This window comes from Faecalibacterium sp. OM04-11BH (genome assembly GCF_003482185.1).
Lineage (GTDB): Bacteria > Bacillota > Clostridia > Oscillospirales > Ruminococcaceae > Faecalibacterium > Faecalibacterium tardum.
This window is the reverse complement of the sequence record NZ_QULS01000001.1, coordinates 369,273-396,091: the sequence shown is the minus strand read 5'-3', so window position 1 is coordinate 396,091 and position 26,819 is coordinate 369,273. Positions and strand designations below refer to the sequence as shown.

At 45.4% G+C, this 26,819-nt stretch carries 16 protein-coding genes and 1 pseudogene; all 17 read left to right on the top strand.

Going from position 1 to position 26,819, the window contains the following annotated elements; translation table 11 throughout:
* Nucleotides 1-326 precede the first annotated feature (326 nt).
* The 17 genes and pseudogenes from DXB44_RS01805 to DXB44_RS14595 all read left to right on the top strand — a co-directional run bounded on the left by DXB44_RS01805 (nt 327) and on the right by DXB44_RS14595 (nt 26,747).
* A pseudogene (locus DXB44_RS01805) lies at nt 327-5,885 on the top strand (DEAD/DEAH box helicase family protein).
* Nucleotides 5,882-6,214 carry a plasmid mobilization relaxosome protein MobC gene (mobC, locus tag DXB44_RS01800; protein WP_118657517.1) on the top strand — a complete coding sequence of 111 codons (333 nt, stop codon included), beginning with the start codon at nt 5,882-5,884 and terminating at the stop codon, nt 6,212-6,214. Before DXB44_RS01805 ends, mobC begins: the two are co-directional and overlap by 4 nt.
* Before the next feature lie 101 nt (nt 6,215-6,315).
* Complete coding sequence (locus tag DXB44_RS01795) at nt 6,316-6,591, top strand: hypothetical protein (protein WP_118657532.1); 276 nt, start codon at nt 6,316-6,318, stop codon at nt 6,589-6,591.
* A gap of 11 nt (nt 6,592-6,602) precedes the next feature.
* Nucleotides 6,603-6,866: a hypothetical protein gene (locus tag DXB44_RS01790; RefSeq protein WP_118657516.1), complete on the top strand. Its 264-nt coding sequence runs from the start codon at nt 6,603-6,605 to the stop codon at nt 6,864-6,866.
* Between the two features lie 51 nt (nt 6,867-6,917).
* A complete protein-coding gene (locus DXB44_RS01785) occupies nt 6,918-8,300 on the top strand; it encodes a relaxase/mobilization nuclease domain-containing protein (protein ID WP_118657515.1) in 1,383 nt (460 codons plus the stop codon).
* A 485-nt stretch (nt 8,301-8,785) separates the two neighbouring features.
* On the top strand, nt 8,786-9,121 hold the full coding sequence (locus tag DXB44_RS01775) for a helix-turn-helix transcriptional regulator (protein WP_097778303.1): 336 nt from the start codon (nt 8,786-8,788) through the stop codon (nt 9,119-9,121).
* A 340-nt stretch (nt 9,122-9,461) separates the two neighbouring features.
* Nucleotides 9,462-9,656 (top strand): helix-turn-helix domain-containing protein, encoded by a 195-nt coding sequence (locus tag DXB44_RS01770; RefSeq protein WP_118657514.1) that lies wholly within the window; start codon nt 9,462-9,464, stop codon nt 9,654-9,656.
* Between the two features lie 16 nt (nt 9,657-9,672).
* Nucleotides 9,673-11,775: a DNA methyltransferase gene (locus DXB44_RS01765; RefSeq protein ID WP_118657513.1), complete on the top strand. Its 2,103-nt coding sequence runs from the start codon at nt 9,673-9,675 to the stop codon at nt 11,773-11,775.
* Nucleotides 11,776-11,777: 2 nt separating this feature from the next.
* Nucleotides 11,778-14,648, top strand: coding sequence for a DEAD/DEAH box helicase family protein (locus DXB44_RS01760; protein WP_118657512.1), 2,871 nt, complete (start codon nt 11,778-11,780; stop codon nt 14,646-14,648).
* A gap of 26 nt (nt 14,649-14,674) precedes the next feature.
* Entirely contained in the window at nt 14,675-15,976 is a 1,302-nt protein-coding gene (locus DXB44_RS01755; protein WP_118657511.1) for a DNA cytosine methyltransferase, read from the top strand.
* On the top strand, nt 15,954-18,572 hold the full coding sequence (gene drmD, locus DXB44_RS01750; protein ID WP_118657510.1) for a DISARM system SNF2-like helicase DrmD: 2,619 nt from the start codon (nt 15,954-15,956) through the stop codon (nt 18,570-18,572). The genes DXB44_RS01755 and drmD overlap by 23 nt, the downstream gene beginning before the upstream one ends.
* A 13-nt stretch (nt 18,573-18,585) precedes the next feature.
* The gene (gene drmA, locus DXB44_RS01745) at nt 18,586-21,924 is read left to right on the top strand and encodes a DISARM system helicase DrmA (RefSeq protein WP_118657509.1); all 3,339 of its coding nucleotides are present in this window, start codon (nt 18,586-18,588) and stop codon (nt 21,922-21,924) included.
* 6 nt (nt 21,925-21,930) lie between these two features.
* Complete coding sequence (gene drmB, locus DXB44_RS01740; protein ID WP_118657508.1) at nt 21,931-23,676, top strand: DrmB family protein; 1,746 nt, start codon at nt 21,931-21,933, stop codon at nt 23,674-23,676.
* Nucleotides 23,658-24,314, top strand: a complete 657-nt coding sequence (locus DXB44_RS14705) for a phospholipase D-like domain-containing protein (protein WP_207665885.1) — start codon at nt 23,658-23,660, stop codon at nt 24,312-24,314. Before drmB ends, DXB44_RS14705 begins: the two co-directional genes overlap by 19 nt.
* Nucleotides 24,315-24,333: 19 nt before the next feature.
* Complete coding sequence (locus tag DXB44_RS01730) at nt 24,334-24,933, top strand: hypothetical protein (RefSeq protein WP_118657506.1); 600 nt, start codon at nt 24,334-24,336, stop codon at nt 24,931-24,933.
* A complete protein-coding gene (locus tag DXB44_RS01725; RefSeq protein ID WP_118657505.1) occupies nt 24,930-25,877 on the top strand; it encodes a DUF4868 domain-containing protein in 948 nt (315 codons plus the stop codon). The genes DXB44_RS01730 and DXB44_RS01725 overlap by 4 nt, the downstream gene beginning before the upstream one ends.
* 213 nt (nt 25,878-26,090) lie before the next feature.
* Nucleotides 26,091-26,747, top strand: coding sequence for a DEAD/DEAH box helicase family protein (locus tag DXB44_RS14595; protein ID WP_199680545.1), 657 nt, complete (start codon nt 26,091-26,093; stop codon nt 26,745-26,747).
* Nucleotides 26,748-26,819: the final 72 nt, after the last annotated feature.

Here is a 26,819-nt window from a genome sequence, read left to right as displayed (position 1 = left end):
GCCGTTCTGCAAACCCCGCGTTTTCACGCGGGGTTATGATTTTGTCACAAGCTGATATTGAAAAAGCACTGCGGAGAGGTTCTAACTTTGAAAACAGCAAGCTTCGGATTTGGGAAATTTATCAGACACAGCCTGACCGAAAACTCCGGGCAAAAGCGCTTGCCAAAGAATATGCACCGCAAGGTCCCGGTGGATGTTCGCACACCTATCTGGACGGAAGCAGTGGTTGGCTTGACCACGACAGCAAGGGACTGACATTTGAACATTATCCGGACCATCAGAAGATATTTCTTCGCTGGAATCAGGTGGAAAAATATGTTGATCTGATGATGCAGGCCGACCGCTATCTGACAGATAAAGAAAAAAGCGCGATTGAACTGTATTTTGGACTAAATGCCGACAGTGCCGCCGAATATAATGCGCTGAAAGTACAGTACCCGGATGCACTGGTAGGTTTTGAGCAAAACGGACAGTTCGAGTTCTACGGCGAGGATGCCAGGAAAATCTGTGAACTGACCGGCGGAAAGCTGCTGGAAAGAGAAACGGCGCTGGGAACTGTGACAGTCACCGGTTTTCCCAGGGAGCAGTGGGTGTATCGTGCCAAGCAGCTGTGGGAGTGCGGTGAAAATATCTACCTTGCCGGCCTGAATGAAGATGGCACGCACCATCAGACCAAATATCTGCGCAGAGAGGAGTATCTGCCGGTCGGTTCCATTGTCCACATGGAAGGCCGGGAGTTCCGGGTAGACAAGGTTGATTTTGACAAAGACAGTGTTACCCTGCAGGATATGGCACTTGCAGAACTGCGGATGCCGATTTTTCGGGAAGCACCGCTGGCGGTAGTACGGGAACTGTATGAGCAGGAACCGGAACCGCCGGTTTTGGTCTTGGATGGATTGGAGCTGCCCGGTGAAGATTCGGATAAGCTGCCCGTTTCGATAGAAGTCAGTGAGGTGTCGACGACCCCAGAGGCGGCCGCTGCAGAAGAAGGTCTGAATGAAGAAGGTGCTCCGGAGCCCGCCGGAAATTTCCGTATTACGGATGAGGAACTCGGCGCAGGCGGTCCCAAACAGAAGTTCGCCCGTAATATTGAAGCCATCAAAACGCTGTTCACTCTGGAACAGGAACACCGCGGTGCCACTGCCGAAGAGCAGCAGGTGCTTTCGCAGTATGTTGGCTGGGGAGGTTTGGCGGATGCCTTTGACCCGGACAAGAGCAGTTGGGCAAAGGAGTACGCCGAATTGAAAGGGCTGCTCTCCGAGGAGGAATACAAAGCTGCCCGTGGCTCTGTTCTGAACGCTCACTACACCAGCCCCACTGTCATCTGGACCATCTATGATGCGGTAGAACGCATGGGTTTCCGCACCGGAAACATTCTGGAACCGTCTATGGGCGTTGGCAACTTCTTCGGGATGCTGCCCGAGAACATGGCAGACAGCCGCCTGTACGGTGTGGAACTGGACGGTATCACGGGCCGGATTGCCCAAAAGCTGTACCCGGAGGCCAACATCAAAGTGGCCGGATTTGAAACCACGGATAGGCGGGATTTCTACGATTTAGCGGTCGGCAACGTACCGTTTGGCAATTACAAAGTCAACGACAAAGCGTATAACAAGCTGAACTTCAGCATCCACAATTATTTCTTCGCGAAAGCCATCGACTAGGTGCGGCCCGGCGGTATTGTGGCATTTGTCACCAGTCGTTATACGCTGGACAGTAAGGATTCTGCTGCCCGGAAGCATATTGCGGAGCGTGCGGATTTGCTGGGAGCAATCCGACTGCCAAACAACGCATTCCGCGCTAATGCGGGCACCGATGTTGTCAGTGACATCATCTTTTTGCAGAAACGCGACCGGCCCATGGACCATGAACCCGCATGGGTGCAGCTGGGAAAGACGGCAGATGGCATCGCCATCAACAGCTACTTTGCGGACCACCCGGAGATGATTCTGGGAGAGTTAACCACCGAAAGCACACAGTATGGCAAAGAAGAAGCTACGGTCGTCCCGATAGAAGGTGCAAATCTGGCAGACCAGCTCCGTGAGGCTGTGCAGCAGTTGGAAGGGCAGTATCTGGAAGCTGCTGCGGAGGTGCCGGACATTGCAGAGACGGAAGCGGAGCGCAGGACCCTGCCTGCAGACCCCGATGTGAAGAACTTCAGTTATACCGTGGTGGAAGGAGATGTTTATTACCGCGAAAACTCTATCATGATGCAGGTGGAGCTGTCCGGCAATGCCAAAGACCGCGTGGTCGGTATGGTAGAACTGAGGCAGATTGTCAATGAGTTGATTGACCGGCAGCTGAACGACTACCCGGAAGAAGATATCAAGGAAGCACAGGAGCAACTGAATGCTGCCTACGATGCCTTTACCGCGCAATACGGCCTGCTGAATGACCGGAAAAACGGCAGGCTGTTTGAAGATGACAGCTCCTACTACCTGCTTTGCTCTCTGGAAAATCTGGATGAACAGGGACAGCTGAAATCAAAGGCAGACATGTTCACTCAGCGCACCATTCGGCCGGAGCGGGTCGTTACCAGTGTGGATTCTCCCAGTGAAGCGCTTGCCGTGTCGATTGGCGAACATGGTAAGGTAGACCTGCCCTATATGGCAGAGCTTCTTGGCACACCCGGCGAATATGCGCAGATTACCGGCGAATTATCCGGCGTGATTTTCAAAGATCCCAATGCTGACCCTGCCGACCCGGAAGCAGGATGGCAGATGGCGGATGAATACCTTTCCGGCGATGTGCGCACAAAGCTGCGTACGGCTCAACTTGCCGCTGAAACGAACCCGGAATTCGCTGTCAATGCAGAGGCGCTTCTTAAAGCACAGCCGAAAGATCTGGAAGCGTCGGAAATTGATGTGCGTCTGGGTGCCACATGGCTTTCCCCGGAGATTATCCAGAAATTTATGGCGGAAACATTCCAGATTCCGTATTATATGCGGCACTCCATCAACGTGAAGTTCTCGCAGCGCACTGCAGAATGGCGCATTGAGGGCAAAACCGCAATGGGAAAGGGCGACATCATGTTCTGCGAAACCTACGGCACATCCCGGGCAAACGCCTATAAAATTCTGGAAGAAACGCTCAATCTGAAGGATGTGCGTATCTACGACACCATTGAGGATGACGACGGAAAGCCGAAGCGTGTCCTGAACAAACGGGAAACGATGCTGGCGCAGCAGAAACAGCAGTCCATCAAGGATGCCTTTGCAAACTGGATTTGGCAGGACCCGCAGCGTCGCATTTCGCTGGTGCGGCAGTATAACGAGCTGTTTAACAGCACCCGACCCCGCGAATACAACGGCGAACACATTCATTTCGTCGGAATGAACCCGGAAATCAGTCTACGGGAACATCAGCGCAATGCCATTGCACACGTGCTCTATGGCGGCAATACGCTGCTTGCCCACGAAGTGGGAGCAGGGAAGACCTTCGAGATGGCAGCCTCCGCTATGGAGGCAAAACGACTGGGCTTGTGTCAGAAAAGTCTTTTTGTTGTCCCCAACCACCTGACGGAGCAGTGGGCGGCAGAATTTCTGCACCTCTATCCGAATGCAAAACTTTTGGTTGCACGGCGCAAGGACTTTGAAACGGCCAACCGCAAGAAGTTCTGCGCCCGGATTGCTACGGGTGACTATGATGCGGTTATCATCGGACACAGCCAGTTTGAAAAGATACCCTTGTCCGCAGAACGACAGGAGCGTCTGATTCAGGAACAGATGGATGAAATCGAGGAGGCCATCGAAGAAGCGAAAGCACAGGTTGGTGAGCATTTCACAGTAAAGCAGCTGGAAAAGTTGCGCAAGTCTCTGAAACAGAAACTGGAAAAGCTGCAAGGCGCAGACCGTAAAGATGATGTGGTTACGTTTGAACAATTGGGCGTAGACAGATTGTTTGTAGATGAAAGTTAGGCGTTTAAGAACCTCTACTTGTACACGAAAATGCGTAATGTCGCAGGTTTGAGTACGAGCGAGGCACAAAAATCCAGCGATATGTTCGGCAAGTGTCGCTATCTGGATGAAATTACCGGTGGCCGTGGCGTGATTTTTGCAACGGGTACACCGGTGAGCAACTCTATGACGGAACTGTACACGGTTATGCGCTATTTGCAGTATGGCACGCTGCAGAAAAAGAATCTCACCCATTTCGACTGCTGGGCATCCACCTTTGGTGAGACCACTACGGCTATTGAGCTCGCCCCGGAGGGCACGGGCTACCGTGCACGCACCCGGTTTGCCAAGTTCTTCAACCTCCCGGAACTGATGTCCATGTTCAAGGAGGTTGCGGACATTAAAACATCCGACCAGCTCCATCTGCCTGTGCCGGTCGCAAAGTTTGAAACCGTGGTGGCAAAGCCCTCGGAAATTCAGAAGGAAATGGTGCAGGAACTGAGCAAGCGTGCGGCAGAAATCCACTCCGGCACGGTGGATGCCTCCGAGGACAATATGCTCTGCATCACCAACGACGGCAGAAAAATCGGCTTGGACGTGCGCCTGATGAACCCCATGCTGCCCGATGACCCTGCCAGCAAACTGAACGCCTGTGTGCAGAATGTGCTGCAAATCTGGGAAGATGGCAAAGACCAGAAGTTGACCCAGCTTTTGTTCTGCGACCTCTCGACACCGAAAAACGATGGGCAGTTCAATGTTTATGATGACATCAAAACAAAGCTGCTGGCCGCAGGCGTGCCGGAAAGTGAGGTGGCCTTTATCCATTCGGCGGACACTGAAGCAAAAAAGACGGCACTGTTCTCCAAAGTGCGCTCCGGCGATATGCGGATTCTGCTGGACAGCACTGCAAAGATGGGTGCAGGCACCAATGTGCAGGACCGGCTTGTGGCGGTGCATCATCTGGATGTTGGCTGGAAGCCCAGCGACATGACCCAGCGCAACGGGCGAATCATCCGTCAGGGCAATATGAATAAGGAAGTCAAGGTGTTCAATTACGTCACGGAAGGGACATTTGATAGTTATTTGTTCCAAACTTTGGAAAATAAACAGCGATTTATCTCGCAGATTATGACCAGTAAATCCCCGGTGCGCTCCTGCGAAGATGTAGACGAACAGGCACTTTCCTATGCGGAGATCAAGGCATTGTGTGCCGGAAATCCGCTGATTAAGGAAAAGATGGACCTTGATGTGCAGGTGGCTAAGCTGAAAGTTCTGAAAGCTGACCACCAGAGCCAGAAGTTCCGTCTGCAAGACAAGCTGTTGACCAAGTTCCCGGCTGATATTCAGCAGCAGAGAGCGCATATTTCCGCACTGAAAACCGATGCGGAAACGGCTGCGGCCCATCCGCAGGACAAGGAAAACTTCTGCGGGATGACCATCAAGGGCATGATGTTCGATGACAAAAAGACTGCCGGTGAACGGTTGATTCTGGCGGCAAAAGAACTTCCCGACACAGAGCCTGTTGTGCTGGGCGAGTACCGCGGCTTTGAGCTTTCGGTGCGCTATGAGCCGGTCCGAAACGAGCAGCAGGCGGTGCTGAAAGGCAAGGCGATTTATCCGGTGGCACTTGGTGCCGACCCGCACGGCAATATCACCCGACTGGACAACCTGCTGGCCGGTTTTGATGAGCGCATTGCCAATGCAGAAAACCGACTGGAGAATCTGCTGCAGCAGCAGACGGCGGCACAGGCAGAAGTGGAAAAGCCCTTTCCGCAGGAAGAAGAACTGGCACAAAAATCTGCACGGCTGGCTGAACTGAATGCACAGCTGGATGTGGACGAAAAACATCACGAGCCGGAGATGGAAGAAACGCCGGATGAGGAATCTGCGCGCCCTTCCGTGCTGGCCGCCCTGAACGAAAAGTCGGATAAGGAGGAACCGATCAAGCCGTTCCGCAGCTACTCGGACCGGGATGGTGATGCCCGATGAGAGAAAAGAGGGACGAGATTTTGATCCTGCGCATCACAAAAACCGAAAAGAATCGGATTTACGAAAAGATGTATGGCATGGGCATCCGCAGTCTGAGTGCGTATATCCGCAAAATGGCATTGGATGGTTATTGTCTGAACCTTGACCTGCCGCAGCTGCGCCGGATGTCGTACCTGCTTCAGAATTGCAGCAACAATCTGAATCAGGTGGCAAAACGTGTGAATGAAAGCAATCAGCTTTATGCTGCAGACATTGAAGATTTGCGGCATCGGCTGGACGAGCTGATTGGCATCGGAAAACAGATTCTTTCCAAACTGTCTGAACTTTAACTTTTTTCCGCAGAGAGGAGCTGCGGATTACATATCGATTGACATCCTTGCAATGGATGCGGAGATACCTTTATAATAAGGGCGAAAGGCAGGTGCTCGATATGAGGTTCATTTTTAAGATGGTCATTCTTCCGTTTTCGCTGCTTACGGCTTTCCTTGCGCTGATGCTGAAATTGACATTGAATCTGTCGGCATTTGTGCTTGCGCTGCCGATGCTGTATATTTTTGGCTGCGGACTTTATACTCTTTATTGTAGGGAATGGACGCAGTTCCTGATCCTTTTTGTGGCAGAGTTCGGGTGCTTTTTGCTCATTGTGGCAGGAACGGCGATTGTGGAAGTCGTCAAGCGATTCAGCGAATGGCTTACGGAACTGTAATGGAGGAAACGATGGATAAAGATAAAATGCTGGATTATTTCAATGACCGTGAGGCAACGCTTTTTCGGGATGAATTGGGAAGCAATGCACGGTATCACGAACTCCTGCAGAAAAAACTGGAAGCGGAAGACGCACACCGGAAAATGGTGGGCGAAGCAGCATGGAAGCAGTATCTTCAGCTGGATGAGATCTGCAATGAGCTGGAAAGCGTACGATATCAGGCAATGTATCTGGCCGGTGCCGCTGATTTTGAAAAGTTGTTCCGTCAATCCTGATGGATGATATGCCGCCTTCGGGCGGCTTTTTCTTTATGGGGGTGGTTTGAGGTGGCAGCAACACAGCTGATTGCGCTGCATAAAAACAAGGGAAAGTCTGTTGCGGCTTGCTTGAAAAGCCGCACCGACTATGCACAAAACCTGGATAAAACGGAGCAGGGGCAGCTTGTAAGCAGTTATAAATGCAGCCCCTTGACTGTAGATGAAGAATTTATGCTCACCAAGCGGCAGTACGAACTTATTACAGGGCGCAGACAGAAAAATGACGTGATTGCATATCAGATTCGGCAGTCCTTCAAACCCGGAGAAATCACCGCTGAAGAAGCCAACAAAGTAGGTTATGAGTTGGCGATGCGCTTTACAAAAGGCAAGTATGCTTTTCTGGTTGCTACGCACACCGACCGGGAGCATATTCACAATCACATTATCTATAACTCTACGGCTCTGGACTGCAGCCGTAAATTCCGGGACTTTTTGCTGTCGGGGTTGGCCGTGCAGCGGCTGAGTGACCTGATTTGCCTAGAACACAGCCTGTCTGTGATTGAAATAAAGCCCTACCGGGAGCGGCAGAAGCGTGTACTTTACCCGCCAAAAGAAAGCAACCGCGATCAATTGTGCGGTGTGATTGACAGCATCCTTGCGGACAAGCCGGGCAGTTACAAAGAATTTTTGAAAAAACTGGAACAGCAGGGATATGAGGTCAAGCGCGGAAAATTCACATCGGTCAAAGGTGCACGGCAAAAACGATTCATCCGGTTTCGGACTTTGGGGGCGGGATACAGCGAGGAAGAATTGAAAGCGGTCCTCACCGGAGAAGCAGAGCATTGCCCGCGGAAAAAACATCCGGTGCAGGAACAAAAATTTCAGATGTTGGTGGATATTCAGGCAAAATTGGCTGAAGGAAAGGGAGGCGGCTATGCGCGTTGGGCGAAGCGGTACAACCTGAAGGAGATGTCCAAGACGCTGATTTTTCTGCAGGAAAACAAAATCGGGAGCATGGATGAAATGGAAGAACAGGTGTGTGCTGCAACGATGCGCTATCACGAACTGGGCGACTCCATCAAAGCTGCGGAAGCGCGGATGGCAGAAATTGCGGTAATGAAAACGCACATTATCAACTATGCCAAAACAAGGTCCATCTATGAGGCCTATCGGAAAGCAGGATACAGCAAGCGATTCTTGGAAGCAAATCGGGAGAGCATTGCGTTGCACAAGGCGGCCAAAGCGGCTTTCGATGAGGCTGGGCTGAAAAAGCTTCCGAAGGTAAAAGAACTGAGCATCGAATATGTTGAGCTTCTGAAAAAGAAAAAAGCAGAATATCCGAGCTATCGGAAAGCACGAGAGAGGATGCAGGAACTGATGAAGGCACAGAAAAACGTAGAAATGTTTTTTGCAGACAACAGGAGCGAACAGGAACAGCAGCAGACCCGATAAAACAAAAGTCACCGAGGATTCGATCCCAATCCGTTTTGGGAAAGAATCCTCGGTGGCTTTTTTAGTTTATATAGCAGCGGTCCTGCGTGACGAGCCAATCCTCACATAACCGCTGCGCTTCGTCTTTTGAGCGGCAGGTGCAGTTGAAAAGTCTGCCGTGCAAAGAACAATATGTGTAGTGTACCTTTGGGATGCCATCGGAATCTCTGAAATTGACACAGCGTTCTTCACCGGGCAGCAGGTAGATTGAATCCACGTTTGGCAGCTCCTTTTATTCTTGTTTGATGTGCATTGCACAACATTGCTATTGTAGCATGCCCGGTTCAAAAAGGCCATTGATGATTTGAACAAAGAAATGCTCTAAAATTTTCTGTCCGAAACAAACGCTAATAGAGTTAAACAAACGCCAACTGATTGTGTATAAAGAAATACACGGCCTTTATTCTAGTGGTGTGTAACTAACGCCAATAGAATGCGAGGATGTTATGAAAACACTTTTAGGCCAACGAATCAGAGAACAACGCAGGAAAAAAGGCTGGACAATGGATAAACTGGCCGAGAAAGCAGATCTGTCTGTAAACTATGTGGGTGATTTGGAACGTGGGGTGAAGACGCCAAGTCTGGACACTTTCATCCGGATCGTTGAAGCATTGGATGTTCCCGCAGATGTGCTGATCCGGGACTCCGCAGCCCCAGCATCTTATGTGGCAGATGATGAGCTGAACCGGAAGCTGAGCCGTCTTACACCGGGGCAGAAGAAAGCCGCAACCGATATTTTGAACGCATATATCGATAACATACCGTACATCAAAGAGAAGTAAATAGGTTACAGTGGGTGCTGACAAAATCATTGTCGGCACTTTTTCTTTTAAGTGGGTCTGTGCCCAGCGAATATACCACTGAATCATGAACTCCATCAAAAAAGCGTTCGGCAGGAACGCGCAGCCTGCAGCGGTACGATGCAGATCACAAAGGGTTTGGGAATTCCCAACAAGCATTTTGCGAAGCAAAATGGCGTTTGTATAGACAGACGCCCTGCTTGCAGAAAGTGGATTTAAAGATTACTGAGAGAGAAAATAGACGGGTTGATTTTGTTCGAGGTTGAGATTATACTATAATAGAGTATTGTTTAGCTTTCACTTATAGATGGAGAGATAACTTATGGAATATTTATCAATCAGTCAGGTGGCTGAAAAATGGAGGCTTTCCACAAGAAGAATTAATGTCTTGTGCTCAGAAGGACGAATTCCAGGAGCAACGAAAATCGGTTCATACTGGGCGATTCCAGAGGATGCGGAAAAGCCAGCTGACGCAAGAATCAAGAGTGGTCGCTACGTGAAGACAAAAGAAAACTAAGGAAGGGGTCGTACCAATGGCTGCAATCAATGATTTAATTAGCCAGATCCAAGATGAGACTCTTCGAAATAGAATTCAGGAAGAAGTGAGTAAAATGGCCAAGCAGAAGAAATTCGGCTTGGTCTTTGAAGAACATATGCCGGAAAGCACGCCTCTCTATGATATGCCTATCAAAAGAGGCTGTAATGTTATGCTCCGGGACAGCAAGGATGACAAATCCATCTATGTTGTGCTGAAGGTTGAAGGCGATACTGCTGTTTGCGTTAAACCAGAACAAAAAGATGAAGCGGTCACCTTTGAGCTGAAGGATATCGTTCGTGTTGCGGAATTTGGAGAATCCATCTATCCCTATCTGAAGCCGTTGGATTCAGTTTGCAACGCGCCAGACAGCGACCTTTGGCACACGCTGATTGAAGCGGACAACTACCATGCTTTGCAACTTCTGGAATATTTGTATGCGGGTAAGGTGGACTGCATCTATATCGACCCGCCCTACAATACCGGCGCAAAGGACTGGAAATATAACAACGACTATGTGGACGGCAATGATGCTTACCGTCACAGCAAGTGGCTCTCCTTCATGCAACGACGTTTGCAGTTAGCAAAGAAGTTGCTGAATCCAGCGGATTCCGTGTTGATCGTGACCATTGATGAAAAAGAATACCTGCATCTGGGTTGCCTGTTGGAAGAAATGTTTCCAGAGGCAAGGATGCAGATGATTACAACAGTAATTAGTGCTAAAGGTGTAGTTCGTACTGGTCAGCTTTCTCGTGTGGAAGAGTACATTTTTATTCTCGAATGGGGTGGTTCTTGCGTTTGCTCAAGTATATATAATATGCTTAATGATGAGGTGAAAAAAGAGTCTGATAGATCCATTGAATGGTTGGGTTTTAGGCGCAGGGCACCTCAAGCAAAGAGAAATTCAAGACCGAACCAGTTTTATCCCATTTATGTCAACAATGTGGATGGAAAGATAGCTTCAATTGGAGATGTTGTACAGCATGGCATTGACAGAAATTCGATCTTTGTACCGGATGGATGCACCGCTTTGTGGCCTTTAAGTAAAGATGGGGACGAAAGGCTGTGGAGCCTTGTTCCGGAGCAAGCTAGACTGAATTTTGAAAAAGGGTATTTGAAAGTTAATAATTGGAATTCTGCAAATAAAAGCGGTACGGTATATTATTTGCCATCTGGGACAATTAAAGATATAGAAAATGGCAAGGCAACAATTGTTGGATATAATACAGACGGATCGGTAGAGGCAAAATATCATTCTGAAGGGACTACACCTCCAAAACGCGTGTGGAATATGAAAACACACAATGCTGAGACATATGGCACCAACATCTTGAATGCGATTATTGGGAAAAGATTCGATTATCCGAAATCTCTTTACGCTGTTCATGATGTAATTCGCTTCTTTGTTGCCAACAAGCCCAATGCCATTATCGTTGACTTCTTTTCTGGTTCAGGCACGACACTGCACGCAGTGAATTTGCTCAATGCTGAGGACGGTGGGCACAGGCGTTGCATTATGGTGACCAACAATGAGGTTTCCGCAGATGAAGCAAAGATGCTGAAAGATAAAGGCTATCAGCCCGGCGATGCGGAATGGGAAAAGCTCGGCATTGCCCACTATGTTACCTGGCCGCGCACGGTCTGCTCCATTGAGGGACATGACGTAAACGGCAATCCGCTCAAGGGTAACTATATTGGCAGTGATATTCCCATGGCGGACGGCTTCAAGGCAAATGCAGCATTCTTCAAACTTGGCTTCCTAGATCCGACGGCGGTTTCTCTCGGTATGCGCTTTTCGGAAATGCTGCCTACGTTGTGGTTGAAAACTGGTGCAAAAGGAAAATGCCCGGAATTGACCGGGAAGCAAGTCCCGGACATGCTGATCTTACCAGAGAATCAATTTGCAGTCTTGATCAACGAGAATACATTTGCCGATTTCGCAGAAAAGCTTGCGGAGCATCCAGAAATCCAAACCGTATTCTTGGCAACTGATTATGAAGTGAATTATCAGTCGATGGTAAAAAATCTGAATGTTGAAAATGCGTATCAGCTTTACCGGGATTACTTGGATCACTTCCGTGTGAACAGAGGGAGAAACTAAGAATGATTTGTGAATTATTCCCATTTCAAAAACAGGCGGTCAATGAAATGCGCCTCCGCGTGGCGATGGCGCTGAATAACTATCGCATGCTGAAGATCCCTCAGGTGGTTTCGCTCCAGGCACCAACGGGTTCTGGCAAAACGATTATCATGTCTGCCCTGATTGAAGATATCTTTTACGGTTCAGAGCAGTTTACTGAACAGCCGGAGGCCATTTTTGTATGGCTTTCGGATTCTCCGCAGCTGAATGAGCAGTCCAAACAGAAGATCGAGCTGAAAGCAGATAAGGTCCGTATAGATCAGTGCGTAGTGATTTCAGATGAATCTTTCGACCGAGAGATTCTGGAGGACGGTCATATCTATTTTCTGAATACGCAGAAGCTTGGCAAGGCCGGTAATCTGAGCCGTCATTCGGATACGCGGCAGTATACGATTTGGGAGACCATTGAAAATACGGCAAGAGAAAAAGCTGACCGTCTGTATTTCATTATTGACGAGGCACACCGTGGTATGCAAGGACGCCAAGCGGGAACGGCTACCACCATCATGCAGCGTTTTATCAAGGGCAGCAGCGAGCAGAATCTGTCGCCCATTCCGGTCGTTATCGGAATGAGTGCAACTGCCGAACGTTTTAATTCCCTTGTCGGGCAGGCAACAAACTCTACATTGCATAAGGTGGTTATTTCCCCGGCGCAGGTTCGCCAATCTGGGTTGCTCAAAGATCGTATTGTAATCACTTATCCGGAAGATCCAATCAAACACGGTGACATGGCCGTACTCCAGGCGGCAACAGACGAATGGCAGGATAAGTGCAAGCACTGGTATCAGTATACCTATGAGCAGCACTACACCAATGTAAATCCGGTGTTTGTTATCCAAGTTTGCGCTGGTTCCGGTGCGAAAGTATCTGACACCGATCTGGACGATGTAATTGCGAAAATCGAAGAGCGTATGGGCGATAGCTTCAAGGAAAATGAAGTTGTGCATACTTTCGGTTCTACGGGCACATTGTCGATTCATGGATTGACCGTGCCGCATGTTGAACCTTCGGAAATTGCAGAAGATCGCCGGATTCGTGTGGTTCTCTTCAAAGAAAATCTGTCCACTGGCTGGGACTGCCCTCGTGCAGAAACTATGATGTCCTTCCGGCGTGCGGAAGACGCAACCTATATTGCGCAGCTGCTCGGACGTATGGTTCGCACACCGCTTCAGTGTCATGTTCTCGTGGATGATTCCTTAAATGATGTGCGTCTGTTCCTTCCGTATTTCAACCAGGATACCGTTCAAAAGGTCATTGATGAATTGCAGGCAACCGAAGGCGGAGAAATCCCGACAGTTGTCGATGGTGAATCTCTGGAAGATCAGACCTATGATACATGGTCGGTTCACACCCAGCGAAAGAAAACGCAAAAACAGACGGTTGGTCAGCTGAGTATCTTTGATTACCCGAATGGCTTCCAAGAAGAGCCTGCTGCGGCACCTTCCACAGCAGTTGGAGATATGTCAAATTCTGGAGCTGTGGCAGCGAATCAAGGTGGAGCAGATTCAGAAATTTCCGCAGAAGGACAACACCAGACGATTCCGCTGGAAACAGTGTCTGGAAACGATGTACATGCAGGTCAAGAAACTGAGAGAACTGGTGGGGGCAATCAATCTGTGAATAAAGAGCAGCCAGTGCTGACACCGGCTGTATCGCAGATGTCGATGCTTCCAACAATAGATCGTGAAGGAATCACAAAGTTCATCAATGAACAGGGATATCTGACTTATATCGTCCGTGCGGTAAAAATCAACAGCTATTTGAAGTCTTTGATGAGCTTGGCAGGGCTGTTATCGCAGTTCAATATCTGTATTACGGCAGCTGAGGATGTAAAAAACGATGTTGCTGAACTTATCCACAACTATGTGAACGGTCTGCATGATGCTGGAAAATATGACGAGCTTACAAAGCAAGTCATGGAGATGAAACTGTCTGTTCAGATATTCGATGTTTTCGGTGAGAAAATACAAAGCGATAACCGGATAGATATGTTTACTGCATCCGAGTCTGACATTGATCGTCAGCTGAGAGTAGCAGACGCAAAAATGGGTGGATGCGGTTTCCACTTGGCATATGGGCGTAAATATATCGACTTCGACAATCCGAACGCCTTTAAGGTGGATTGTATTCTGTTCGCATTCGACAGCGAGTGTATTGCGGAATTAAACAAATACGCTGAGAAGAAGTTCCATGAATTGAACGACCAGTATCGTAAATATATTGTGGCCAAACCGGAGAAGTGTCAAAAGCAGTATAGCGATATTGTTGCTAACGGCGACGAAATCAGTAAGCACAACTTTACTCTTCCGGAGACAATCAGTGCCAAGGTCGAAGCAGATGGAATAAAGTACACGGATCATCTTTTTGCCAATGCAGATGGAATAGCAAAAATTAAGTTGAATGGCTGGGAACAGGCTGTTTTGGCAGAAGAGCAAAAACGAGAGGATTATGTTTGCTGGCTGCGGAATCCGTCTCGACAGTCTTGGTCACTGCGGATGCCTTATGAAATGGACGGGAAATGCAGGGAGCTTTATCCGGATTTCATCATTATTCGCCGAGACCCAATTCTCAAGTATATCGTTGATATTTTGGAGCCGCACAATCCGGATTTCAAGGATAACTTGGGCAAAGCTAAGGGACTTGCAAACTATGCTGCAAATGAACCGAGAATTGGCCGAGTGCAGCTGATACGTATTGGAAAAGACGCAGCAGGAGAAAATCGCTTTAAGCGGCTGGATCTTGCAAAAGGCAGTATCCGCAATAAGGTGCTTGCCGCAATCAATACGGATGAGTTAGACCATATTTTTGACACAGACGGTGTGTTTGAAGACTAAATTTATTATACAGATAGGGGTTCATCATGGAACGTATCAACGCCACAACAGGCTCTTACAATTTTATAGATTTATTTGCAGGAGCTGGTGGATTGTCCGAAGGCTTCATCCAAGCGGGCTTTTCACCTGTAGCGCATGTGGAGATGAACCCATATGCTGCTCAAACATTAGAAACACGAACGGGATACTATTATCTCAAAGCACAAGGGAAGCTTGATATCTACAAGGATTATATTAGCGGAAAAATCACCCGCGACGAATTTCTGCAACATATTCCTGAGGAGCAGCTACAATCCGTATTTTGCGAAACGATGTCAAATGAAACTCTTCCAAGGTTATTTGAAAATATAGATAGGATCCTTACGCAAAGAGGCATCAAACAAGTAGATGTCATTATTGGTGGACCGCCTTGCCAGGCATATTCTTTGGTGGGAAGGGCGCAAAGCAAGCATATGGAAACGCCGATGTCAGCGGATCCTAGAAATGATCTCTATAAGCTGTATGCGAGATTCCTTCAGAAATATCAGCCAAAGATGTTCGTTTTTGAGAATGTTATGGGAATCAAATCAGCAAACGGTGGTGCAACCTGGCTGAAAGTCCAGGAAGCGCTGCGTTCCGTTGGCTATGAGATTGAATGCCATGAGCAAAATTCAAAGAATTTTGGTGTGCTGCAAAACCGAAGAAGAATGATCATTGTCGGGTGGCTGAAGAATAGCGGGCTTTCTTATCCGCAGTTTGAGCAGACAATTACGAATGCCACGGTTAATGATATTCTCAGTGATCTGCCAGCGTTGCAGCCAGGAGGAAAATCGGGTGAATACAGATCAGATAATTTCAGCGATTATTTAAGAAGCACTGGAATCCGCAAGGATTCTGACATTCTGACGCATCATTGCGCAAGACCCAATAAAGACAGGGATATTGAGATTTATCGGCGTACAATTGAACTCTGGAATGATGGGCACAAACGTCTGAACTATAATGATTTGCCAGATGAACTGAAGACACACAAAAACCGAAAATCGTTTCTGGATCGATTTAAAGTTGTAGAGGGCGACGAGGCGTACTGCCACACCATGTTGGCTCATATCTCAAAAGATGGACATTACTTTATTCATCCGGATATTGAGCAACACCGTTCCATTACTGTCCGGGAGGCTGCTCGCATCCAATCGTTTCCGGATGATTATTTCTTCGAAGGCCCGAGAACGGCTCAATTTGTACAGATAGGCAATGCCGTTCCTACGTTAATGGCTAAAGGCATCGCAGAAGGAATCGCCAATGAATTAAGTAAGGAGGGTATCGATGAAAAGCAATCTCCTACTTGAACAATATAGCTGGTATAAGAAGCAACAATTGGCCAAGGCTCCATTTGAATGCCTGCTGAATGCAGATATTGAGCCAAATCCCCATCAGGTCAATGCCTTTTGTGCGGCCATTCAAGCATTAAAGACAGGTGGCATCATTCTGGCAGATGAGGTTGGTCTGGGCAAAACAATCGAAGCTGGATTAGTGCTTAACTATGTTCTGGATAACGGAGCAAAAAAGGTACTGATATCTCTTCCAGCTACTTTGAGAAAGCAATGGGAAGTAGAACTTTTAGAAAAGTTTGGACGTCAAGCTGTCATTCTGGATCGGTACACGGTTGAGCATGATCTTGCCAATGTGCAAACTCACCTTGGAAACGCAGATGAGGTTAGTATTGTCATTGCTTCTTATGATTATTCATCGAAACTAATTAAGCGTTTTCCCCATGTCAAATGGGACTTCTTGATTATTGATGAGGCTCATAATCTGCGGAATGTTTTTCATGGCACAAAGCGGGCAAAAAATCTTTATGATTTGACACACGGAATTCCTAAAATTCTTTTAACTGCTACGCCGCTACAGAATTCCCTTACTGATCTTCATGGACTGGTTTCTTTTATCGATCCTCGTATTTTCGGATCAGAAAAGGTTTTCAACCGTCGATTTGTGGATGGCTGTGATTATGAGGAATTGAAACAGGAACTTCTTCCGGTGTTATATCGCACCCTTCGACGCGATGTCGGAAAATACATGGCCTTCAGCAAGAGAACCTGTATTACGGTCGATTTCCATTTGAGCGCAGAAGAAAAAGAACTCTATGATGTGACCAATGATTTTCTGCGTCGTGATCCGCTGTATTCTATTCCGAATGCGAATCGTGGGCTGATTATTCTTGTTATTCGAAAGTTGCTTGCATCTTCTAGCTTTGCTTTGATAGAGACCTTTGAAGTATTAGAAAAACGTCTTGAAAAACTCTATGAAGGCACAAAATCTGCGTATGCTCAAGAAGGTTTCGATTTATTCTGGGGGTTTGTAGAAGATGAAATCGACGAGGAAGGGTTCAACGAATACGATGATGAAGAAACAGCAGAGAAGAAACAGGCTATTCAGGTTGAGCTCAAGATTGTAAGACATATTCTTGAAATGGCAAGGGCTATAAAGACGAATGCAAAGATCGCCGCGTTGAGGGAAGCACTGAAATCTGCATTTGACCACCAGATTTCCGAGGGATTGAATCAGAAGGCTGTTGTTTTTACAGAGTCTAAGCGAACACAGAAATATATAGCCGCAGAACTAAGAAGATCTGGCTATAGCGAGGAAGATATCCTTCTCTTTAATGGTGACTTTGATGATGCCATGACGAAGGAAATCTTTCGAACATGGCAGGTCAAGAATTTTGGTAAAACAAACTATGGCAGAAGTGTGGAATATAAGCACGCGATTGTCGATTATTTCAAGAGTCATGCCAAGATTTTGATTGTTACAGATGCTGGTTCAGAAGGTCTAAATCTACAGTTTTGTAACACAATCATCAACTATGACCTGCCTTGGAATCCGCAGAAAATTGAGCAGAGAATTGGCCGTTGTCATCGCTATGGACAAACTCACGATGTCGTAGCAATCAATCTGTTGAATACGGATAATGAAGCAGATCGCAGAGTATATGATATACTTTCTAAGAAATTTGAACTGTTTGAGGGCGTGTTTGGTGCATCGGATGTTGCGCTAGGCGCACTTGAATCGGGCGTAAGTTTTGAAAAGCGTATTCTGGATATTTACCAGAATTGTAAGAATATCACTGCGGTAAGGAAAGCATTTGCAGCTTTGAACAGGCAGCTAGATGCAAGGAAGAATGCTCATGCAGCAGAACTTCGCTCAATTCTGCTTACAGAAAGTAGAGAGGCGAAGGGGCAAGCGTTAGAAAAGACCAAGGCTGATATCGATAAATATCTACGTGATGTTGAATATTGGAACCAGTTTGAAGAACCAGAAGTGGATCACAAGCTACATTACTGGAAAATCGATAACTGGGGTGAAAAGATATTTGGTTCACATGGCGTTTTGTTTCTTGGAGCATTCATGGACAATACAAAACTCCTCTTCCCAGTTTTACTACTTTGTGATGAAAATGGTGAGTATATCAATTTTACTGAAGATGAGATTGTCTCCGCATTGGAGGAGGCTAATGATTCGGATGTTCGCTATTTTAAACCGACAGATGAAGAACAATCTTATTTTCACCGGATTTATGCCCGCTTAATTTCAGAGGTTCAGGATCAGCATGATAAAACTGTAGCTCCTACTATCGCATATAACAAGAAGAAGATTGAAAATTGGGTCAATGTCCAACAAGAACAGCTTCATGTTCAGCTTACTGATGCTCAAAAAGAAGTTGAGGAATACATACTTGCTGAAATGAAAGCTACTGACACGCTGGAAAAAAAGGATATCCGAAAAAAAGCAGCTGAAGCGAAGAAAAAAATGGATAAGCTGCAACACGACCTGCCTAAGCGCAGAAAAGAGATTCAAGACGAGGCGCAGGCTGAAATTGATCGATTTAATCAGTCTCAGGAAATCAATCCATTGCTTCTGATTAACATTGTCCTAAAATTTTAACAGGAGGCACCACATGGCAGATAGATTTAAGTTTGCTGAGGTTCGACAAGAAGTCATAGAAATGTTAAAGAAAGATTTGTTGGGACCGAGTAGTGAAAATGAAATACTGAATCAAAACCCGCGCTTTGAATATATCGTGGGTATGCTTGCGCCACAAACCAGTGAAAATGATTCGAATGAGCAGGAAGTTGATGGAGATGCTTCTTTCGAAGGGGATGCAGATTATACTGCGGGCGAAGACGATGATAATGAGCCGGTCTTTACAAATCGATTTAAAACACCGTCTTCCATTGGCATCAGCTTTTATCTAGAAAGTAGTACAAAATCTTTCAATGTGGATGTGACTTGGGGCGATTACACCAAAGCTTCTGATAAAACCACTAACAAAGAGGGAAAAAAAGTTGATGTAAGCACGTATACACGGCATCCGCAGAAAGAGACAGTTGTTATTGATCTGCAAGAGTTTAGTAAGAACAAAGAATACCCTTTGGTTTGTGATTCAAATGCTATTTTATATATTTCTAAAATCGGCCTCAAGCAGGGGTATACCTTGGTAACAGCATATGTTATCAACAAGCGCAAAAATCCTGAGAGTGATATTGCTGGAATGATGTTCCAAGTCAACTTGCGTGCCTATTCCCAGGACAAAATGGATATCTTCGTGGCAGAACACATATGCAGAAAAATCCTTGCCGTCGATGAATTTTACTTTGCCCAGCGACCTATTTTAGGAAGGGGACGTGGTTGCGCAGCAACTTGGAAAGCCAATAAAAATGGGCGTGCTTCTGAAATTGTATCGACATTTATTCCAGAGTACGAATTTCCAGGTGTTAGTGCTGCTTTGGAAGGATTTGACCCGTTCTTCTTCTCTATGAGAACTCTTTCTGTTGCAAAGAAAAAAGATGACATCATTAACAGGCTGAATGTCTTGGCGGACTCCTATGAGAATTGGATTCAGAAAAAATTGGTTCATGATTCAAAAATGGATGATGCTAAGTTCAAGAAAGAAATTGGCGACACAGTAATAAATAAATGTATAGAAGCTCTTGGAAGAATCCGCGCTGGCATTCAGCTACTTGTAGAGGATGATATTTCGTTTGATGCCTTTTGCTTTATGAATCGTTCTATGATTCTTCAGAGAAATATTATGAATTTCTCTAAGAAGCATGGAGCCGGTATCGAATGTGCCTTTAGGGATTTTGTGGATCCTCGTAATCCTTCCAATAATTTTGGATGGAGACCTTTCCAGATTGCTTTTATTCTCATGAACCTGAAAGGTATTGTAGATCCGGAACATGATAACCGTGAAGTTGTGGATCTTCTCTACTTTCCGACTGGTGGAGGTAAAACCGAGGCATATCTGGGTCTTATGGCATTTGTTATTGCGAATAGAAGGCTGCGTGCTGACGAGAACGATGAATACAATCGTGACGGCGGTGTAACTGCAATCTTGCGTTATACTTTGCGCCTACTTACTACGCAACAGAGAGATCGTATCACCAAGATGATTCTAGCTGCGGAACTCATCCGACAAAAAGAATATCCGAAATACGGAAAAGAACCTATCAGTATTGGTTTCTGGGTTGGCGGTACTGTGACTCCGAACACCTTTAAAGAATTGGAAGAAGATCCGGAGGATCCAGCTAAAACAAGAACAGCAAGAAGCAAGAAAAACACTATCTACAAACAGCTGCTTACATGTCCATTCTGTGGGAAGCCGCTTACAGAGGAAAATTTCTATATAGATATTCCTACAAAATCGGTTAGCATCTATTGTTCGGATGATAAATGCATGTTCTATAGGTACAAGCCCAGCAATAAGATGAAAATCCCGGTTTATCTGGTAGATGAAGAAATTTACGCTAAATGCCCGACCATTATTCTGTCAACAGTTGATAAATTTGCCCGCCTTCCGTGGGATGTGAATACAAATGCTCTGTTTGGTCGCGTTGATAGAATTTGCAGTCGCGATGGCTATGTTGCTATTGGAGCAGACCATGCTCGGCATAACCGTACAGAAGAGTTACCCACATCTACACTTAGATCGATTAAACCATTCCTTCCGCCGGAGCTGATTATCCAAGATGAGCTGCATCTTATCACAGGACCTCTGGGAACCGTATACGGTGCATATGAAACAGTTATTGAAGATCTGTGTTCCTATACGATAGGAGAAAAGAAAATAAAGCCAAAGTATGTTGTTTCTACGGCAACTATCAAAAATGCTGCTGAGCAGACAAAATGCCTATATGGCAGAAAAGTAACTGCGCAATTTCCACCAAATGGGTTTGAAATCGGTGACAGTTTCTATATTCGTGAGGTACCGGTCGAACAAGATCCGTTTAGAAGATACGTTGGTGTCTGCGCACCTGGACAGTCTGTAAAGACAGCTTTGCTGCGTGTATATTCGATTATCCTTCAAAGTGCTTATAATCTTTCGCTGGATGATGAGTACAAGGATGTTATTGACCCTTACTATACCCTTGTTGGATATTATAACAGTATTCGAGAGCTCGGCGGTGCCGTTCGATTGCTACAGGATGATATTCCTGACAGAATTCAGCGTATTAAGAAGAAATATGGGATGAGTAGGCAGCGTTTCCTTAATCATAAGGTTGAAATTACTTCCCGCATGTCTTCTTATGACATTCCGAAGAAACTAAGTCAGTTGGAAACTCCATATACAGATAAAAATTGCTTAGATACGGCAATTGCAACTAATATGATTGCTGTTGGTATGGATGTGGATCGGCTTGGTCTCATGGTGGTAACCGGTCAACCGAAGCAGAACTCCGAATACATTCAGGCAACTAGCCGTATTGGACGTTCTTATCCAGGCTTAGTAGTTACTTTATATAACCCTTATCGACCTCGTGACTTGTCTCATTATGAGAATTTTACTGGTTATCATGCACAGCTGTATCGCTTTGTTGAAGGCACAACAGCGACACCGTTTTCTGCGCGTGCAAGAGATCGCGTGCTGCATGCGCTGGTTATTTCTGCAATTCGTTTGCATTATCCGGAATTTGCAAGCAATGATGGAGCAGCAGCTATTGATAAACTAACCGATGAGCAGCTTAATGAAGTGAAGGCTCTTATCATGAATCGATTGAACATCATCAAGCCTTCTGCTAAGGCCGATGCCGAACATGAGATTGATGATTTTATAAGCAATTGGAAATTGTTGGCAACTCAATCTAAAGAACTTAGATACTATGTCTATACAACTAAAACGTATAATCGTCTAATGAACACTTATGGCGAAGTTTGTACTGATCTTGAAAAGCCGACTCTTCGTTCTATGCGTGATGTTGAGAATGCAGCAAATATGTTCTATTACACGGAGGACTAAAAGCCTATGTTTGACAATAATAAATTAGGTGAGATTCGTCCTAATCAGTTGATAACTACATTTGGTCCAGGTTCTATTGTGGATGCCGTGAAAGATTCTGTCACGGTTCTGGACTTGAACTATTGGAAGGAAAAGGGAAAGAAAATTATAGATGGCAGATTGGCCTCATATCTGGGCGTTGACTGCTTTTATATGCCACGGACTTCTTATAGCGGAGATATTCCGGTGGTCTCATTCCCTTATATGCATGTTTGCTCCAATGTGAAATGTGGGAGAATATTTGATTTAAGAGAGAATTTTGACCTAGATCGATATCTGAAGTTTGGTGTAACTTGTCCGGAATGTCATAGACAGGCTTATCCTTCTCGTTTTATTACTATTTGTGAGAACGGCCATATGGATGATTTCCCTTGGAGCTGGTGGGTTCACGGTGGCAATACAACCTGCAAAGGTACGATGAGGATGTATTCAACTGGCAATACATCAACGCTTGCAGATATGTGGGTTGAATGTTCCTGTGGGGCACGACGGAGTATGAGCGGCGCAACGCAGCATGAGAATTTTGAAGGTATGAAATGTTCCGGACATCATCCGTTCCGGCCAAATCATAAAAATGAAAAATGCGATAAGGAAATGATTCCTTCTCAGCGTGGCGCGTCGAATGTATATTTTCCAGTAATGAGAAGTGCCATATCCATTCCACCTTGGATCAATCCGCTTTATAACTTGATTGATGAACATTTGCGCTTAATTGACAGCTATGAAGAAGATTTTGGGGAGATGGGATTAGACAAAGTGTATCAAAAATATTTCTCTGCATTTACAAGAGAAGAATTTGATGCAGCTTTATTGCGCAGAAGACAGAACATCAAAGAGTTCACAGAGATTAAGCAGATGGAATACAACGCCATTACGCATCACGCGGATCCTGTGTACGCCACCAACAAAAAGCATTTTAAGGCTGAGGAGGATCCGCTTCCGAATTATCTGCTCCCGTATTTTAAGAGAGTCATTCGCATTACACGATTAAGAGAAGTACGAGTGTTGCTTGGCTTCACCCGTGTAGATGCTCCAGATCCAGATGCCGACGAGCAGACAAATATCGTTTATCTAAATAAGGGTAAGACTGAAAAATGGCTTCCTGCTGCAGAAGTGCACGGTGAAGGTGTCTTTATTGAGTTTAATAGGGATACCATTGATGCGTGGTTGAAAGATCCAGAACTGGGAGCACTTTCTCAGAAATATGCGCAGTGTTATAAGGAATTCTGTAAATCCAAAGAATGGACTGTTACCACATTACGAGATGCAAGGTATGTCCTGATGCATACATTCGCGCATTTGTTGATTAAGCAGATGTCAATGTCCTCAGGGTACTCTTCATCCGCTATTCGTGAGCGTATTTATTTTGGAGATGATATGTCCGGTGTGTTGCTCTATACCGGAAGTGCCGATAAAGAAGGCTCACTTGGCGGACTTGTAGAATTAGGAAATATTGATCAGCTTATAGTTTTGATGAAAGACGCTTTCCAGGAAGCATTGGTTTGCACAAATGATCCGGAATGCCTTAACAATGTGCCGGCTGGTAATAATTCAAATGGCGCAGCGTGCCATTCCTGCTGTATGATCTCAGAAACAGCTTGCGAGAATGGAAATCGCATGTTGGATCGCGGACTAATTGTGCCTATTGACGGAAGAGAAAATCAGTCTTACTTTAAAACTTTGGTGGAAGAACTATGTCAACTGGAAGTATAAGCTTAGATATTTTGTTAAACAAAATTCTAATAGATGCTATATCTGGTGGAAATGAGTCTATCAGAGCCATCCGGAAGAGATATCCGTCTCTTTCTGAAAAGGAAGCTTATGAGATTCTGGCCATGGTTTCAGCGACTGCTCAAGGTAGTAATGATAGTGCTGAGTTAGTTGTTACAGCTCCACCCTCTTTTGCGTTGAAGACAAAACCGACAAAAATTACTGTAAGAGAAATGCTTATGGGGGCTAGGAAGAGCATTCTAATTACCGGGTACTCCCTCTCGGATTATTTCGCCGAGTTAGTCGATTGTGTGATTCAAAAGAGTCAAGAAGGTGTTCTAGTGAATTTTTTTGTGAATGACATTGAGAGTCAGAAGACCTTTGACCGTTTATGCTGCTATAAGGGAAAATTCCTGCGAATTTATAACTATCCAAAACAGGAAGACAAAATGTCTGCTCTTCATGCAAAGGCGATTTCTGTTGACCAAACGGACACGCTAATTACATCTGCAAATCTTTCATATCATGGACAGGAAGGAAATATCGAGCTGGGGGCAAGAATTCATTCGAAAGAATTGGCTAAACAAGTAGAGGATATATTTACTTCACTGGTATTCAAAAGGATATTTGTTGAACTGTAAGTTTTATGGAGGTGTGCCAATGAATTTAAGCTTGAAACATAAGCTAATGCTGCAATCATTGAGTCCATTGGCTTTTTTGACTATTGTACGCAATTTCAAATTCACCCCCGTCAGTGAACTTGCTGAAAATCAGTCATATTGGGGAGAATTTGTCTGCCTTAACAATGTGCTGATTGTTGTGTTTTTGTTATGTGCTACATGGATTTTAGCAGCAGTCATATCTTTTATTTCTTTTACGGCATTTAGATGGACTGATAAGAAACAAGGGTATCAACTTTCTTCCTTCGTAGAAAAAGAGGACGCAAGTTTGAATTTCTTTATGACAATGATTATCCCACTTTTGATTGATGATGTAGGAACGATTCAGGGAGCGGTAACATTCCTTATTATTGTGGTTATGATGTGTGCGCTGCTAAGCAAAACACATTTGTACTATGCGAATCCTGTGTTGGCAATTTTAGGATACCGAGTCTATGAGGTTACCTTTAAAAGTAACCCTGACTTTAATAATGAAGTTTGCTTGGCTGTAGTAAAAGGTGGATTTCTAAAAAATCCGAGCACAGTAGAATATAAAGTGATTAATGATACAGTCCTCTACATGAAGGAGATGAACAAATGACCAAGGAAGAAATTCAGGCATCGATTAAGTCGATAATGTTTTCTGGTTTAGTCTGCGGGATTGAAATATATGCCTGCCTGCGCGATGAAAGTGGATATCAAACTAAAAAAATCAGGGCAACAGATAAGTTGCTTTCTAGTACGAAAGATAAGGTGGCGGGCTTTATCAATTGTACCTATCTTGCAGATGATGCAGAATTTGACACATCAGAAAATATTGCAGACAATAAGAAAGAATTTTATGAGATTAGTCTGACAGAGAGTTATAGCCCCTTTGCTTTCCTTGATGATGCTGAAAAGCGTACAGAGTACTACTCGGAAAGTGATAGAAATAAACTGTCTGGATTTCTTTTTAAAATCAATTTGAATGACCAGTACTTTTGGGTTTATCAACATATATACTCTGTATCAAGAATTGATCGAAGTAAAAATGTGATAGCCCTATTTATTGGAGATACATACGATGAAGTCGATAGCGATATTGTGCAGATAGATTCACGAGCAGATATAATAATCTTTTCTTCAAGTGCTGTTACGGCGAAAATGGATCTTATGCAGAGATTCTTTGGATTTGAGCAATACATTCGAGCGGGGGCACAGAAGACGATTGAGATTATTCGCAATCTGGATATTGTAGATAGCCTTGAAAAGTTTGTTGCGTTTGAAAATAAAAGTAAGTTGACAAATGCAAAGAAGTTATTAAAGGCAAAGAATTCGCCTGTTTTGCAGATGAAAAAGAACGATTTGTTAGAGAATCTGAAAAAGCATTCTCGCTACAAAACTATGTTCAAGTTTGAAGAAGATCATATTGTGATTTCTTCACAAAAAGAAGCAGCGGCATTTATTAAAATGTTGAACGATGATATTGTTCGGTCTGAACTTACAGGAAAAGAATATGACAGTTCCAGCAAAATGCTTTTGGGTCCAGTGGGAGCAAGTCAATGACTGACCAATGACAGGAAAATATAGATGAGCGATATAAGAAAGAAGGTTTCTATGTTACAGGTAATGGCAGATATAAAGCCCTATATTATCAACATGATCGCGATGATGACGAAGCGATTTGTAGAGAATGTTCTCAAAAAAGGACAGAAAAATTGGATGGCCGTTTATTGATTTAGGTATGATTAAGCTTAAAATGTAAAAAGGAGGGCCCTCATGGAACCATCCAAAGCAACCAGTGTTAACAGCCGTGCGGAAGAACTGTTTGTTCAGTTGTTCTGTGAGGCGTTTGGCCCGGAAAAGACGGAAAATCTGCAGGTTCAATACCCTTGTGTGGATATTTATGGTCGGCATCGTTATATTGATTTTGCTCTGGAATCCACTGAATCCAAAATTGCAATCGAGATTGACGGCGAAACCTACCATAACCCAAGCAAGGTGTCTGAGAACAAGTATGCCGATGACCTCCTGAAGCAGAACAGCCTGATCTATGACAACTGGAAAGTCTACCGCTGGATCTACAGCCAGCTGGAAAAGCAACCGGAAAAGGTCAAGGATGAGCTGATTACGTTTCTGGGCACCAGCCCCATGTTCAAGGCATTTGAAGCAGACCTGCCGGTGCAGATGGGACAGACCATCGAACTTCGGGATTACCAGCAGGAAGCCACCGAGAACCTGCAGAAGATGCGAGAGGACGGCAAGACCATTGCGCTGCTGTACCATGCAACCGGCGTGGGCAAAACTATCACGGCTGCAACGGACGCCACCGCCGACGGCCTGACGGCAAACGCTATCCCCAAGGGGCAGGAAGTGCTCAGCGTGATCGGGGAGGGGCTGGAGAAAGAACGGATTGAGGTGAGATTAAAGGGGTAAGGCGGATCCCCCGTATATCGTTGTATCTTTCCATAAATAGTTTGTCTCCCGCCCAAAGTAGGCGTATAATAG